The organism is Tepidiphilus sp. J10, assembly GCF_006980785.1.
Taxonomy (GTDB): Bacteria; Pseudomonadota; Gammaproteobacteria; order Burkholderiales; family Rhodocyclaceae; genus Tepidiphilus; species Tepidiphilus olei.
Genome location: NZ_SBHP01000002.1, coordinates 13,051 through 28,093, shown reverse-complemented (window position 1 = coordinate 28,093; position 15,043 = coordinate 13,051). Strand labels below are relative to the sequence as shown.

Genomic DNA, 15,043 nt, shown 5'->3' with positions numbered 1-15,043 from the left:
ACTACAGCCCTCTTTCATACATCAACCAGACGAGGATCAACAGGGTGACGACCCATCCTAACAAGTAGCGCCGCATTGCGTGTTTTGCTTTTTCCTGCTCCAGCCAGGTGCGCGGATGGATACGTTTCACCAGGAAGATTATCTTGCTTCCCAAATTGACGCACACCACATTGATGGCAAGGAGCAGCCCCGCACCCATGGCGAGGGAAAATCTGCCGTCGCCGAGCATGATCCCGAACGTCGCAGCTGGGGGCAACAATGCCACGGCCACCATTACTCCCACCAAAACGCCGGATAGACCCGTCGTCAGCGACAGCGCTGCCGCCGCACCCGAAGCAAGCGCCAGGAAAATCGAATCAAGATTGGCCTCGGTCCGCGACATAATCTCCTTACTCTCGATTGGCATAGGCCAGGCCAACCCAAATATCATTGATACGCCGACAGCAACCCCTATCCCCAAGAGCAGGGCTTTGATCGATTGGCGTATCAAGGCCATATCACCGAGCGCGGTACCCAGACTCAAGGCAAGATTCGGGCCGAGTAACGGTGCGATCACCATGGCGCCGATCACAACGGCGACGTTGTCATTGATGAGACCGATCACAACCACGACGGTCGACAGGAAAACCAGCAATACATAATTCATATCGAGATGAGCGCCTTTCTCGATTTCTTTGTAAATCAATTCCCGCGCAGCCGTCGCCGATTCTTCTTCCTTTTCCTTTTCCTCCTCTTCCCTTTTCGGTAATGATGCCTCGACCGGCAAGACGACGATGTGGGCAGTAATTTGCGCGCCGAGCACATTTTGCAGAATGTCGAGTGTGGATTGGAGATCGTCATCGTCGACCAACATGCGCATCTGCTGCATGCCATCCTTTCCAACACTACCCAGTCTGAAATCCTTGGCCTTCACTTTCTCCGCGATAGCCTCGATGATTTGCCCGCTGCTCGACTCTGCAACGACTTCGACATATTTCATACCGTTTCACCTTTGACTGAAGCGCTGCCATCGGTGGGCTTTTCAGTGCAACACGACGGCCGGTAGCTTCACGAAAAAAGCTGCAATTGCAGCACAATTGGCTGATGGTCGGAAGCGGCCGTCTCCTGCTCCACGAAAAAATTCCGCACGGCCGGGCGCAGCGTCTCGCTCACCCAGGCATAGTCGCAGCAATAGGGATGGTCGGGCCACTCCGCCCCGTGCAATCCCACCGTGTGCGCGTGCGGCGCCGCCCCATGCACCAGGCGCCAGGCGTCGAACCACAGGCCGCTTTCCGCGAGCAGGCGGTACGCTTCGTCTTCGGGGGCGAAATTCCCGTCCCCCAGCCATACCGCCTCCGCCGGCCGCGGCCAGGCGCGGAAGGTCGCCTCTTCCTCGTCCCCGCCGCCCTCCGGCCAGGCGAGGATTTCCCTCTGATGTTCGACGAGGGCTTGCACCTGCGCCAGGCGCTGACGCCGCGAGTAGTATTCCAGATGCGTCGTTGCCACGCGCAGCCGCTGCTCCCCCACGCGCAGCGTCGCCTCGAGCAACACCCGAGGCATGCACTTGTCGGTCTCCGGCGGCGGGTAGGGCAGGCTCACGCGCAGCACCTGCTCCACCGGCAAGCGGCTGCCCAGCCAATTGCCGAAGAGCGCCCTGCCGCCGTGCGCGCGCGGCACATCGAGCGCCGGGGCGTAGAATCCTCGATACTCCGGCAAGGCGCCGCGCAGGATGGCCGGTCCGTCCTCGCCGCGCGAACCGGGCAGTTCGTCGAAACGGCTCGCCACTTCCTGCAGGCAGAGCACGTCAGCGTCGAACGCGCGCAGCACCTTCAGGATCCGCGCCCAATCGACGCGTCCATCCGCCCCTCGCCCCCACTGTATGTTCCAACTGACGATGCGCATTCTTCCCCCCTAGCCAAGTACCGCGGGATTGGTCTGCACCGCGGCGATATAGGTCATCAGGGCGACGGTATCCTCGGGCGTGAGATCGACGAATTCGATGCCATAGCCCTTGGCCCCCTCGAGGGTACGATCCTCGATGTCACGTTCCGAACGCACGATGGCCTGCACCGCCAGGATGATCTCCGAGCCAGCGATCTCCAGCTTGAATTTGAGCTGAACGTGTTGCCCGACTTTCAGCGGATGGCGCGTGGCCAGCAGCCCTCCGCCCACCGACAGGTCGAGGATGATCCCACCGAAGGCTTGGTTGTCGTCGGAGACCACCGCCGCCACCAAGCGCACCGCCACCCGCTCGCTGCGCCGCAGTCGCACCGCCATCACATCCATCGGATACATGAGATGCAGATGAGGGTAGGGGCGCGAGGCATTGACCAACACGGAAGAAGGGAAGACGAAGGCATAGGAACCGACGCTACCGCGCACCCGCAAGGCAGTGCCTTCGGGCACGAAGAGTGGCAACCCGTTTCGCTCCAAGGAGTCGACGATCACCGATTTGCCGCGCAGTGCGCCGATGTAGCGCGCGAAATAGCGATCCTCTTCCTGGCCCAGCTGGAGCTGCAAGACGGTGCCTGGTATGAGGCGCAGTTCCTCGAAATCGAGGTGGATCGTGTTTTTACCCGGTTCGTCCGCCTTTTCGACCACTTTCAGGGCGGTACCGATCGCCTGGCGAAAACGCTCGTCGGTGTTCAGGTTGCGCTCAGGCCCTTGGCGCAAGAGTTTTTCTTTCTCCTCGGCCGACGCGATCACGTGCCCTTTCGCCAACAACAAGCGGCCGTGCCGGTCGTAGACGTCGAATGGAATGGGCTTGCCGACCAGAAATTCGCTGGGACGAACGGGAACCCGGAGCACCGAGTAGTCTCCTTTTCATGCCGAAACGGCCGATTCATTCTAACCCGGCGCCGTGACGAACGGTAAAAACACCACGAAAAACCGCACGACGTCGCGGATCGATGCAATCGTCCGTGGCCCGACACTCATCTACCGAAAGCGGCAGTCGAGCAAGCGCGCGCCGAGCGCCCGACCCTAGGATCGCGCTCCAGCGTGCTCGAGCGGTCCAGGGCCGGCCTCCTCGCTCTTTTCGCTCTCCGCCGGCAAATAAACGCCGAGCAAATACCATTCCGCCCCCGGCCGTGACGTGAGTTCTGGCCCCACGCCACGCAAATTTCCCTTCGGATCGATCGCCAGCAGCAACTGCCCTCGACCCGCAAACCGCTCCTGGTACGCCTCGAAAGTGAACGCCTCGCTCAAGCGAGTGGTATAGACTTTCCCTCCGCGATCGAACAAGACGAGCAGTTCGGCCAGACCCACTTGCGGGCCGCCCAGCAGACGCGCATAACGTCGATCCAGCACTTGCTGCCTCTTTTTGCTCACCTCTTCGGGCGTGAGTAACACATAGACGTTACCCCGCCCGAATTCACGCTGGTAGCGTAGCGCCGCCAGCGCGTTCAATTCCGGATACGGCGACATCGCCAGCAGATACCCTACTCCGACGAGATCGAGCCGCCGGTCGGCCTCCTTCGAAACCACGTTGCCAAAAAAAGTCTCCAGCCCCGCCATGCGCGCCGTACGCACGAGGGCGTAATCGGTATCGGCGACGATCGTCCGAAAACCCAGCTTGGTGAGCGCCAAACCCAATTCTCGCCCCAAGCGATGCGCCCCCACGATCAGGACCCCGCGCGCTCGCGGCTCCGCCACCCCTAGACGTTGCGCTGCCAGTCGGGCGGTGCCACCAGCGAAGAGCACGGTGCCGATGATCACGGCGAACGTGAGCGGTACCAGAATCTCCGCCCCAGGGTGCCCCAATTCTCGCAAGCGCAAGGCAAAGAGCGCCGACACGGCCGCAGCCACGATCCCGCGCGGCCCGATCCAGGCGATCATGGCTTTTTCCTGCCATCTCAATCCACTCCCCGTGGTCGAGGCCCATACTTTGAGCGGCTGGGCCACGAACTGGATCGCCAGAAAGACCAACACGACCCCTTTGCCCACCTCGGCCAAGCGCTCCACGTCGAGCCGAGCGGCAAGGACGATGAAGAGCACCGAGATCAACAAGATGGTGAGGGTTTCCTTGAACGAGAGTATGTTTTCGAGCGGCACTCCTTTCATGTTGGCCAAACGCATCCCCATCACGGTCACCGCCAACAATCCCGCCTCATGGGCAAGCATGTTCGCTGCCGTGAACACCCCGACCACGAAAGCGAGGACGATGACGTTGTCGAGATAATCGGGTACCAGATAATGACGCAACATCCGACCCAGCAGCTCGGCCGCGATCCAGCCGACGGCAAACCCGACCGCCACCGCTTTGACGAACACCCACAGCGCCAGCCAGGCCGGAAGATCGGGCAGAGCACGGCTGACGAGAAACTGATAGACCAACACCGCCGCCAGTGCCCCGATCGGATCGATCACGATCCCTTCCCATCGCAGCACCGTGGCTACCTTGGCACTAGGACGAACGAAACGCAATAGCGGCACGATGACCGTAGGGCCCGTCACCATCACCAGCGCCCCGAAAAGCCCTGCCAAGTCCCAATCCAGGCCGACGAACACATGGGCCGCCGCCGCGGCCACGGCCCAGGTCAGCAACGCGCCCAAGCTCACCAAGCGCAGCACGACTTGACTCATGCCTCTGAGTTCGCTGAACCGCAGGGTGAGACTCCCCTCGAACAGGATCACCGCCACCGCCAGCGATACCAAAGGAAAGAGCACGGGTCCGAACAAGCGATCCGGATCGAGAAACCCCAGCCCGGGTCCGGCCACGATCCCCAATATCAGCAAAAAGACGATCGCCGGTATCTGGGTTCGCCACGCCACCCACTGCGCCGCCGCGCCGGCAACGACGATGAAAGCGAGCGTCAATAAAATGTTTTCATGCACCGTTTTTCTCCCGGCTTCGATCCGTTCCCGATTATAAGAGGACAATGAAGGCCAACCTGCTTGACCAAAGCCAATCGAGCCGCTAACGTTACGGGTTTACCCGATCTTTGCACGGATCATCCTCACGAGGTATCCCCCATGCTTCTCACCGGCGCCGAAATCGTCGTCCAATGCCTACGGCGCGAAAACGTCAAATACGTCTTCGGCTATCCCGGCGGCGCGGTCCTGCACATCTACGACGCATTTTTCCAGCAAGACGAGATCCGGCACGTGCTCGTACGCCACGAGCAGGCCGCGGTGCATGCCGCCGACGGCTATGCGCGGGCGAGCGGCGAAGTGGGCGTGGCGCTCGTCACCTCCGGCCCCGGCGCGACCAACGCGGTCACCGGCATCGCCACGGCCTATTGCGACTCCATTCCGGTGGTGATCCTCTCCGGCCAGGTCCCCACCGCCATGATCGGGCAAGACGCCTTCCAGGAAGTCGACACGGTGGGCATCACCCGCCCCTGCGTCAAGCACAACTTCCTCGTCAAGGACGTTGCCGAGCTCGCCGACACCCTCAAAAAAGCCTTCCACATCGCCCGCACCGGCCGTCCCGGCCCGGTGCTCGTCGACATCCCCAAAGACGTCTCGGCCGCCAAGTGCGAGTTCCGCTACCCCGAAACGGTGTCGATGCGCTCCTACAATCCCGTCGTCAAGGGGCACCAGGGGCAGATTCGCAAGGCCGTCAAGGCGCTGCGCGAGGCCGAGCGCCCCATCCTCTACGCGGGCGGCGGGGTGATCCTCGCCGATGCCGCCGACGAGCTCACGGCGCTCGCCCGCCGCCTGGGGGCTCCGGTCACCACCACGCTCATGGCGCTGGGCGCCTACCCGGCGAGCGACCGCCAATTCCTCGGCATGCCCGGCATGCACGGCACCTATGAAGCCAACCTCGCCCTGCACCACGCCGACGTGGTGCTCTCGATCGGCGCGCGTTTCGACGATCGCGTCATCGGCAGCCCCGAGCACTTCGCCAGCGAGCCGCGCACCATCATCCACATCGACATCGACCCCTCCTCCATCGGCAAGCGCGTCAAGGCCGACCTGCCCATCGTCGGCGACGTGCGCCACGTGCTCGCCGACTTCCTGCGCATCCTCGACGAAGAGGGCGTCACGGCCCCGAGCGAGGCGCTCGCCCCCTGGTGGGAGCGCATCGAACAATGGCGCGCCCGGCGCTGCCTCGCCTACGAGCAGCCGGCCGAAGGCCCCATCAAGCCGCAATACGTGATCGAGACCCTGTGGAAAGTGACGAAGGGCGATGCCATCGTCACCTCCGACGTGGGGCAACACCAGATGTGGGCCGCTCAATACTACCGCTTCGATCATCCGCGCCGCTGGCTCAATTCCGGCGGCCTGGGCACCATGGGCGTGGGGCTGCCCTACGCCATGGGCGCGCGCTTCGCCCGACCCGAGGCGCCGGTGGTGTGCGTCACCGGCGAAGCCTCGATCCAGATGTGCATCCAGGAGCTCTCCACCTGCAAGCAGTTCCGCCTGCCGCTCAAGATCGTCAATCTCAACAACGGCTACCTGGGCATGGTGCGGCAGTGGCAGCAGCTCTTCCACGGCGGGCGCTATTCCGAATCCTACATGGACTCCCTGCCCGACTTCGCCGCGCTCGCCCGCGCCTATGGGCACGTCGGCATCCGCGTGGATCATCCCTCCGAGCTCGAACCGGCGCTCGAGCGCGCCTTCACCGAGCACGCCAACGAGCTCGTCTTCCTCGACGTTCTCGTCGATCCGCGCGAGAACGTCTATCCCATGATCCAGGGCGGCAAGGGGCTCACCGAGATGATCCTCTCGGCCGACAGCCTCTGACCCACGGCACAGGAACGAACCCCATGCGACACCTCATCTCCGTGCTGATCGAAAACGAATCCGGAGCACTGTCGCGCGTCGCCGGCCTCTTCTCGGCGCGCGGCTACAACATCGAATCGCTCACCGTCGCGCCCACCGAAGACCCTTCACTGTCGCGCATGACCATCATCACCACCGGTTCGGACGACGTCATCGAGCAGATCACCAAGCACCTCAACAAGCTCATCGAGACGGTCAAGGTGGTGGATCTGTCGGAAGCGCCGCACCTCGAGCGCGAACTGATGCTACTCAAAGTGCGCGCCACCGGCAAGGACCGCGAGGAGATGAAACGCATGGCCGACATCTTCCGCGCGCGCATCGTCGACGTCACCGACACCACCTACGTCATCGAACTCACCGGCAACCAGGGCAAGCTCGACGCCTTCATCCAGGCGATCGACCCCGCCCTGATCCTCGAGACCGTGCGTAGCGGCGTCTGCGGCATCGGCCGCGGCGAACGCGTCCTGCGCGTCTGACACCTCCACGACCACAACGGAAAGGAAACGCCATGAAAGTGTATTACGACAAGGACGCCGACCTCTCGCTCATCAAGGGCAAGTCCGTCACCATCGTCGGCTATGGCTCGCAAGGCCATGCACATGCCCTCAACCTGCGCGACTCGGGCGTGAACGTCACCGTGGGGCTTCGCCGCGGCGGTAGCTCCTGGAGCAAAGCCGAAGCCGCCGGCCTCACGGTCAAGGAAGTGGGCGAAGCCGTCAAAGGGGCGGATCTGGTGATGATCCTGCTGCCCGACGAAACCCAGCCCGAAGTCTATACGCGCGACATCGAGTCCAACCTCAAGCAGGGCGCGGCGCTCGCCTTCGCCCACGGATTCAACATCCACTACAACCAGATCGTGCCACGCGCCGACCTCGACGTCATCATGATCGCGCCCAAAGGCCCGGGCCACACTGTGCGCTCCGAATACGTGCGTGGCGGCGGAGTACCCACGCTCATTGCCGTACACCAGGACGTCTCCGGCAAGGCGCGCGACTTGGCGCTCTCCTACGCCGCGGCCAACGGCGGCACCAAGGGCGGCGTGATCGAAACCACGTTCCGCGAAGAAACCGAGACCGACCTCTTCGGCGAGCAGGCCGTGCTCTGCGGCGGGGCGGTCGAACTCGTCAAGATGGGATTCGAAACGCTGGTCGAAGCCGGTTACGCCCCCGAGATGGCCTACTTCGAGTGCCTGCACGAACTCAAGCTCATCGTCGATCTCATGTACGAGGGCGGCATCGCCAACATGAACTACTCGATCTCGAACAACGCCGAGTTCGGCGAGTACACCACCGGCCCCGAAGTCATCAACGAGCACTCCCGCGCCGCCATGCGCCGCGCGCTCGAGCGCATCCGCAACGGCGAGTATGCCAAGCAGTTCATCCTCGAGGGCAAGCTCAACTACCCGAGCATGACGGCGCGCCGGCGGCTCATCGCCGAGCACCCGATCGAACAGGTCGGCGCCAAGCTGCGCTCGATGATGCCGTGGCTGGCCAAAAACAAGCTGGTCGATCAGAGCAAAAACTAACGAACACCTCGAATAACCTACTGCGCGGCTGCATGGCGGCGTTCTCCGGTGCTCGGATGCTCGCCTATCTGGGTGATATGTCTCGCATCCTGCGCTCCGGGCGCCTTGCCCTGCAGCCGCTCGCGACGGTTCTTCGAGGTGTCGCCCTGGATATCAACCGCAGCGATAAGCGGCGTCGCACCCCTGCGGCGCCGCCTCCACCCACAGGCGCTCGCCGCGGGCACACAGCCACGCCTCCCCCAGGGGAAAACGCCATACCCCGCCTGCATAGTCCGCCGCCTGGCGCAATCCTTCTTCCAAACGCCGGTGGGTCGGCGGCAGGGCCGGCAGCCGCAGGGTTGCCCAGCGCACCAAATTCTTCTGCCGATGGACCGGCAGCCGCAAAAACTCCGCCAAATCCCAGCCGCCCTGCGGATGGCCCACCCGTTCGTCGTCGAGCGCGGCCAGATCGTCCAAGCCTTGCTGCGCCTCGGCCATGGTCTCGGCGGTACGGGCGAGCACGGTGCGCACGCCGGGCAGCCTGTGTTCCAGCTGCGGCAGGATCTCTGCGCGCAGCCAGTTACGGGTGAAGTCGGCGCTCGCATTCGACGGATCCTCGACCCAGCGCAAACCGCGTTCCCGTGCCCAGGCGATGAGCGTCTCTTTGGGCAGATCGAGGAAAGGGCGCAGCCACCACGGCGCCGCCGCCCCGGCCAGGGGCGCCGGTGCAATGGGCCGCATCGCCGCGAGTCCGGCCACGCCCGAGCCACGCAGCAAACGAAAGAGCACCGTCTCGGCCTGATCGTCGCGATGCTGCGCGAGCACCAACGCATCCCCCGGCACCGCGGCGAGCGCGCGCAGGCGCGCCGAACGCGCCGCGGCCTCCAGCCCTCTGCCGTCCGGCTGCACGCGCACGTACGCCACCTGCAGCGGCACCCCGAGTGAAGCACAGTGCGCTCGCGCTGCCTCGACCCAGGCGTCGGCCTGCTCGAGGAGCCCATGGTGCACATGTACCGCCCTCAGCTCCAGCGGAAATTCGGCGCGCGCCTCGGCAAGCGCGTGCAGCAGCACGGTGGAGTCGACCCCGCCGGAAAATCCCAATACGAGCCGCAAAGGAAACGCTGAATAATTGGCTGCGCGGGCGAATCGCTGCGTTGCGCGGTGCTCGCTCCCTCGCCTATCTACTCGATATGTCTCGGTCGCTGCGCTCCGTGCGCCTTGCGCTTCATCCCGCTCGCTCATTTCTTCAGCGCTTCCCAAAGGGTGCGAAGGGATCCGCGCCGCGAGCGATTCGATCGCCTGGAAGATCGCCGCGGCGACCTGATCGCGCTCAGGAGCGCTCGGCGAAGCGGCCATAGGAAACCAGGCGCTGCTGCCGGCGTTCCACCAGTGCTTCGGGCGCGAGCCCTTCGAGCCCGGCGAGCGCCTGCTGCAGATGCCCTTTGAGGATCTCGGCCATCTTCTCCGGTTCGCGGTGTGCGCCGCCCACCGGTTCCGGCACGATGCCGTCGATCAGACCCAAGGACAAGAGCTTGGGCGCGGTGATACCCAGGATCTCGGCCGCCTCGGGCGCCTTTTCCGCGCTCTTCCACAGGATGGAGGCACAGCCTTCGGGCGAGATCACCGAATAAACGGCGTGCTGCAACATGAGCACCGTGTCCCCCACGGCGATCGCCAGCGCTCCGCCCGAGCCCCCCTCACCGATCACGGTGACGACCACGGGCACGCGCAGCATGGCCATCTCGAAGAGGTTGCGCCCGATCGCCTCCGACTGTCCCCGTTCCTCGGCGTCGATTCCGGGATAGGCACCTGGCGTATCGACGAAAGTGAAGATCGGCAGGCCGAACTTTTCGGCCAGTTTCATCAAACGCAACGCCTTGCGATAGCCTTCGGGCCGGGGCATGCCGAAATTGCGTGTGATCTTCTCCTTGGTGTCGCGCCCTTTCTGATGGCCGATCACCATGCACGGCCGCCCGTCGAAGCGCGCGAGCCCGCCGACGATCGCCTTGTCGTCGGCGAAATGCCGATCGCCGTGCAGCTCCTCGAAATCGGTGAAGATGCGCTCCACGTAGTCGAGCGTATAGGGGCGCAGCGGATGGCGCGCCACCTGCGTCGTTTGCCAGGCATCGAGCCGGGCGTAGAGATCCTCGAGCTGCTTGCGCGCCTTCTTCTCCAGCCGCTCGATCTCTTCGCTGATGTCGACGGCGGAAGCGTCGTGCGCGTAGCGTAGCTCGCCGATCTTCTCCTCCAGCTCGGCTACCGAGCGTTCGAATTCGAGAAAGATCCGTTTCATCACCTACATCCCGACCTGAGAAGAGGGGATTTTACCCGAAGGCCGCCGCCCAGGCCCGAAAAAACGGAAAGGGCGCTTGCCGCGCCCCTTCCTGACCAGCGAAAAACCGCGTTCGACTCAATCGTCGCCGTTGAACACCCCGAGCAGATGCAACAGGCTCGTGAAGAGGTTGAAGATCATGACGTAGAGGGAAACGGTCGCGAGGATGTAGTTGGTCTCGCCGCCGCGCACGATCTGGCTCGTTTCATAGAGGATCAGGCCAGACATGAGCAGCACGAACATCGCGGACACGGCCAACGACAATCCCGGCATCTGGAAGAAAATCGCCGCGAGTCCGGCAAGGAAGGCAACCAGCACGCCCACGAACAGGAACCCGCCCATGAAGGAGAAATCGCGCTTCGAGATCGTCGCATAGGCCGACAGCCCCAGGAAGATCGCCGCCGTACCGCCAAAGGCCTGCATCACGATCGCCGAGCCGTTGGGCAAGGCCAAATAAGCGGAGAGGATCGGCCCGAGGGTGTAACCCATGAAGCCGGTGAGTGCGAATACGGCCAAGATGCCGCTTGCCCGGTTGGCGAGTTTGTGCACCAGAAAAAGCAACCCGAAGTATCCTACCAAGGTGATGATGAGCCCCGGATGCGGCAAGCCCAAGGCCATGGACACGCCCGCCGTCAGCGCGGAAAACGCCAAGGTCAGCGCGAGCAGGACGTAGGTATTGCGCAGCACCGGGTTGCTTACCGGCAATGCCTCCCCCCGCGCCTCCGACAGAGGGATGGCTCGGGCTTGGGTGGACTCATTCCAGCGTTCGTCGATTCTTTGCATCGTACCCTCCTTCAAAATTTCGTTTCAGCGTATGGGATCACTCTGCGCTGCGCACCGAGAAAGTCCCCATGCTTCAGGCACCTCTCGACTGCCCGGCGCAAGGTTTTCCTCACGGACACTCAGGCTGGCTGTGGCAACACCTGCGGCCGAGCGAAGCGTCGTTCGAGCACGCGCTGTACCCGCTTCACTGCACGTTCGACTGCCAACTGCGCCACGCGTTCCGTGACCGCGAACACCACCTGCGGGCGGTGACGCAGACGCATCTGTACCACGCAGCGCTTGGCCCATGCCCCGGTTTCGTCGCGCACGTCGACCAATTTCACCCGTGCCCAGGTCACCCGGTCACGGAAGCGGCGGATCGCCCCGGAAAAACGGTGCGCCAGCTCCTCCCTGTCGATCTCTGCGCACGTTTGGCCTTCGCAAACGAGTTCCAGTTTCATCATGAGCCTCCTTTCGCTGATCGCAGCTTTGTCATTCTAGATCAACTAGACTCAGATAAAATCAGAAAAAAATGCAAAAACTCTTCGGGAAATTCGAATGATCAGTCTGAAGCAACTCCATCATTTCTGGCTCGTCGGTCGCACGGGCAGCATCCAGCGCGCCGCCGAGACCAGCGGCCTCACCCCCCAGACCATTTCGGGGCAGATCGGCGTACTCGAAGGCGCACTCGGTCGCCGTCTGCTACGGCGCAAGGGGCGCGGCATCGAACTCACCGAAGCCGGCAAGATCGCCTTGCGCTACGCCGAGCGGATCTTCGGTCTCACCGAAGAATTGGAAGCCGCTCTCGCGCACGCGGACGAACGACCCTCCCTACCCTATCGTCTGGGTTTGCTCGACATCGTGCCAAAATCGCTCGCGGCGCTGCTGCTCGAGCCCGTACTCGAACACCGACCGAGGTTGCGCCTGAGCGTGGCCGAAGAGCCGCTACCCCGCTTGCTGAGCGAACTCATGCTGGGTCGGCTCGACGCACTCATCGCCGATGGTCCGCCGCCCACGCAGCTCGGGCACAAGCTGCAATGCCGACTGCTGATCGAATCCCAGCTCGCCCTGTACGCCCGCGCCGACCTCAGCCTGACCGGCCCCTTGCCGCAGTCTCTCGACGCGGCCCCTTTGCTGTTGCCCGGTGAGCACTCGGCGACCCGCCTGGCCTTGTTGCAGCTCTTCGACGAGCACCATGTCACACCGCATATCGTGGGTGAATTCGACGACAGCGCCCTCATGCGCACCCTGGCGGAGAACGGGGCGGGCATCTTTCCTGCCCCTGCCATCCTCGAACCGACGCTGTGCGAAAGTGGAGTCCTGCGCTGTCTTGGGTCGCTCCCCGATATTACCGAGCACTACTATCTACTCACCCTCGAGCGCAAGCGGCATCACCCGGGAACCCAGGCGCTGCTGCACCGTTTCGCCCCAGATCACCAGCCCGAGCCCCCCTTGGCGTCATCCGATTCCGAGGTGCCTTCCGTTCCCCATCCCTGATCTCCGACGGGAATCTCGATTTTTTCCAGATCCACTGTCTCGACCTGGGAAAAACTCATCGTCACCAGGCTCGGGAAGGCGATCAGCAAGCCGACCATCACCAACTGCAGGATCAGGAAGGGGATCGCTCCCCAGTAGATTTCAGCAGTGGATATGCCGCGGATCTTCTTGCCGGTCACGGAATCGACGTATTCGCCCGCCGGCGCCACGCTACGCAAGAAGAACAAGGCAAAACCGAAAGGCGGGTGCATGAAGGAAGTCTGCATCACCATGGCGATGAGCACGCCGAACCAGATGAGATCGATCCCCAACGCATGGGCCGCCGGTCCGAGCAGCGGAACGACGATGAAGGCGAGCTCGAAGTAGTCGAGGAAGAAAGCGAGCACGAAGACAAAGAGCGCCGCGAAGATGAGAAAGCCCACCTCACCCCCGGGCAACTGGGTGAGCAAGTGCTGTACCCAGTGGCTTCCCCCTACCCCCTGGAAGGTGAGGTTGAATATGGTCGCGCCGATGAGAATGAACATCACGAAGGAGGACAGTACCGTCGTTCCCTTCAATGCCTGAACCAGCAAAGAAAAACTGAGGCGTCTCCTCGCCAAGGCGAGCAGCATCGCCCCCACCGCGCCCATCGCCCCACCTTCGGTGGGCGTGGCCACCCCAAGGAAGATGGTGCCGAGGACGAGGAAAATGAGCGCGAGCGGTGGAATCAGCACGAACGTGACACGCTCGGCCATGCGCGAGAGCAGCCCCAGGCGGAAAACCCGGTTGACGAGCGCGACCACGAACGCCAGACCTGCCGCGACACACGTGGCCACCACGACCGTCTCGTCGATCGGCCGATCCTGAGGCTCACTGCCACCGAGCCAGGCAACCAGCTCGCCGTAATGCTGTCCGAAGGCGATTCCCACTACGGTCGCGATCGCCGCCAAGACGACCACCGAGCGCGTACCGCTCGAGCCGTCGTCCTCGCGGATGACACGCGCCTCCGGCGGCAAAGCCGGCAAGGCACGCGGACGCAAGAGGGCCAGGCCGACCACGTAGAGCACGTAGAGTCCGACCAGGGCAAACGCAGGGATGAACGCCCCCTTGTAGAGATCGCCTACGCTCTTGCCCAGCTGGTCGGCGAGCACGATCAGCACGAGCGAGGGCGGCAGAATCTGCGCCAAAGTACCCGAAGCGGCGATCACACCGGTCGCGAGCTTACGGTCGTAGCCATAGCGCAGCATGATGGGCAGCGAGATGAGCCCCATGGAGATCACCGAGGCGGCCACCACGCCCGTGGTGGCCGCAAGCAGCGCCCCGACGAAGATCACGGCGAAGGCCAGCCCTCCGCGCACCGAACCGAAGAGCTGACCGATGGTGTCGAGCAGGTCCTCGGCCATGCCCGAGCGCTCGAGCACCAGGCCCATCAAGGTGAAAAAGGGCACGGCGAGCAAGGTCTCGTTCTGCATGATACCGAAGATGCGCAGCGGCAGCGCCTGGAAGAACGCCGGCGAGAGCAGGCCGAGCTCGATGCCGATCAGGCCGAAGAAAAGTCCGCAGGCCCCCAAGGCGAAGACGACGGGAAAGCCGTAAAGCAAAAACAGGACCAGCCCCAGGAACATCAACGGAGCGAGGTTTTCCGCGAGCCATGCCATCATCGCGCTCCTTCCACGCCGTCCGGCGACCGTATCTCGTCGCTTTCCTTCACGAAAGGTGATGGCAAGGCCCCCTTGAGAAAAGCGATGCGCTTTATCGCCTCCGAAACCCCCTGCAACAGCAAGAGCGTAAATCCGACCGGGATCATGAGATAGACCGGCCAGCGGATGAGCCCGCCGGAGTTCGAGGACATCTCACCCGATACGTACGCCTGCCAAAAGAAAGGGAGGGAGAAATAGAGCACGCCCAGACACACTGGCAACATCATGAAAACGATCCCGACAAGATCCATCCATGCCTGGGTACGGGGTGAGAAACGCGAGATCAGGATGTCGATGCGCACGTGTTCGTTGTTGCGCAGCGTCAGCGCCGCTGCGAGCAAAAAGGCCGCGGCGTAGAGATACCACTGCGCCTCGAGCCAGGCGTTCGAGCCCACGTTGAACATTTTTCGCACCAGGGCATTGACCGCACTCAAGAGCGTTGCGGCCAGGATCAGCCACATCGCCAGCCGCCCGAAGAACCGGGTGAATGCATCGATGCCACGCGACACCTTCAGCCAAAATTGCATCGCGGTGTTCCTCCGCGGAAAAGGTGCAAATTAT

At 63.2% G+C, this 15,043-nt stretch carries 14 protein-coding genes; 4 read left to right on the top strand and 10 right to left on the bottom strand.

The genetic code is table 11. The features are described 5' to 3' along the window. Position 1: 1 nt before the first annotated feature. The 4 genes from EPD81_RS04745 to EPD81_RS04730 all read right to left on the bottom strand — a co-directional run bounded on the left by EPD81_RS04745 (position 2) and on the right by EPD81_RS04730 (position 4,815). Complete coding sequence (locus EPD81_RS04745; RefSeq protein ID WP_142804311.1) at positions 2-979, bottom strand: TIGR00341 family protein; 978 nt, start codon at positions 977-979, stop codon at positions 2-4. Positions 980-1,047: 68 nt separating this feature from the next. Further along, positions 1,048-1,881, bottom strand: a complete 834-nt coding sequence (locus tag EPD81_RS04740) for an endonuclease/exonuclease/phosphatase family protein (RefSeq protein WP_142804310.1) — start codon at positions 1,879-1,881, stop codon at positions 1,048-1,050. Between the two features lie 9 nt (positions 1,882-1,890). Next, positions 1,891-2,787 (bottom strand): flagellar brake protein, encoded by an 897-nt coding sequence (locus EPD81_RS04735; RefSeq protein ID WP_142804309.1) that lies wholly within the window; start codon positions 2,785-2,787, stop codon positions 1,891-1,893. Between the two features lie 174 nt (positions 2,788-2,961). Continuing rightward, a complete protein-coding gene (locus EPD81_RS04730) occupies positions 2,962-4,815 on the bottom strand; it encodes a sodium:proton antiporter (RefSeq protein ID WP_142804308.1) in 1,854 nt (617 codons plus the stop codon). A 138-nt stretch (positions 4,816-4,953) separates the two neighbouring features. Here EPD81_RS04730 and ilvB point away from each other — a divergent pair, with 138 nt between their 5' ends. From ilvB to ilvC, 3 genes are read left to right on the top strand one after another with little or no spacing between them, the layout of a single operon-like run. Next, positions 4,954-6,669, top strand: coding sequence for a biosynthetic-type acetolactate synthase large subunit (gene ilvB / locus EPD81_RS04725; protein WP_142804307.1), 1,716 nt, complete (start codon positions 4,954-4,956; stop codon positions 6,667-6,669). Positions 6,670-6,692: 23 nt separating this feature from the next. Then, positions 6,693-7,184 (top strand): acetolactate synthase small subunit, encoded by a 492-nt coding sequence (gene ilvN, locus EPD81_RS04720; protein ID WP_142804306.1) that lies wholly within the window; start codon positions 6,693-6,695, stop codon positions 7,182-7,184. Positions 7,185-7,216: 32 nt separating this feature from the next. Continuing rightward, a complete protein-coding gene (ilvC, locus tag EPD81_RS04715; RefSeq protein ID WP_142804305.1) occupies positions 7,217-8,233 on the top strand; it encodes a ketol-acid reductoisomerase in 1,017 nt (338 codons plus the stop codon). 153 nt (positions 8,234-8,386) lie between these two features. Here the strand turns inward: ilvC and tilS are convergent, their stop codons facing one another. The 4 genes from tilS to EPD81_RS04695 all read right to left on the bottom strand — a co-directional run bounded on the left by tilS (position 8,387) and on the right by EPD81_RS04695 (position 11,770). After that, positions 8,387-9,454 carry a tRNA lysidine(34) synthetase TilS gene (tilS, locus tag EPD81_RS04710; RefSeq protein WP_185955357.1) on the bottom strand — a complete coding sequence of 356 codons (1,068 nt, stop codon included), beginning with the start codon at positions 9,452-9,454 and terminating at the stop codon, positions 8,387-8,389. A gap of 88 nt (positions 9,455-9,542) precedes the next feature. After that, positions 9,543-10,505 carry an acetyl-CoA carboxylase carboxyltransferase subunit alpha gene (locus tag EPD81_RS04705; RefSeq protein WP_142804303.1) on the bottom strand — a complete coding sequence of 321 codons (963 nt, stop codon included), beginning with the start codon at positions 10,503-10,505 and terminating at the stop codon, positions 9,543-9,545. Between the two features lie 117 nt (positions 10,506-10,622). Continuing rightward, the gene (locus EPD81_RS04700; protein WP_142804302.1) at positions 10,623-11,327 is read right to left on the bottom strand and encodes a Bax inhibitor-1/YccA family protein; all 705 of its coding nucleotides are present in this window, start codon (positions 11,325-11,327) and stop codon (positions 10,623-10,625) included. Between the two features lie 119 nt (positions 11,328-11,446). Beyond that, complete coding sequence (locus tag EPD81_RS04695; protein WP_142804301.1) at positions 11,447-11,770, bottom strand: HPF/RaiA family ribosome-associated protein; 324 nt, start codon at positions 11,768-11,770, stop codon at positions 11,447-11,449. Between the two features lie 94 nt (positions 11,771-11,864). On the opposite strand from EPD81_RS04695, the gene EPD81_RS04690 reads away from it, so the two are divergent. Beyond that, a complete protein-coding gene (locus tag EPD81_RS04690) occupies positions 11,865-12,803 on the top strand; it encodes a LysR substrate-binding domain-containing protein (protein WP_142804300.1) in 939 nt (312 codons plus the stop codon). On the opposite strand, the gene EPD81_RS04685 is transcribed toward EPD81_RS04690, so the two are convergent. Both EPD81_RS04685 and EPD81_RS04680 read right to left on the bottom strand, forming a co-directional pair. Next, positions 12,740-14,440 (bottom strand): TRAP transporter large permease subunit, encoded by a 1,701-nt coding sequence (locus EPD81_RS04685; RefSeq protein ID WP_142804503.1) that lies wholly within the window; start codon positions 14,438-14,440, stop codon positions 12,740-12,742. The genes EPD81_RS04690 and EPD81_RS04685 overlap by 64 nt on opposite strands. Continuing rightward, positions 14,440-15,009, bottom strand: a complete 570-nt coding sequence (locus tag EPD81_RS04680; RefSeq protein ID WP_142804299.1) for a TRAP transporter small permease subunit — start codon at positions 15,007-15,009, stop codon at positions 14,440-14,442. The genes EPD81_RS04685 and EPD81_RS04680 overlap by 1 nt, the downstream gene beginning before the upstream one ends. Between the last annotated feature and the right edge of the window lie 34 nt (positions 15,010-15,043).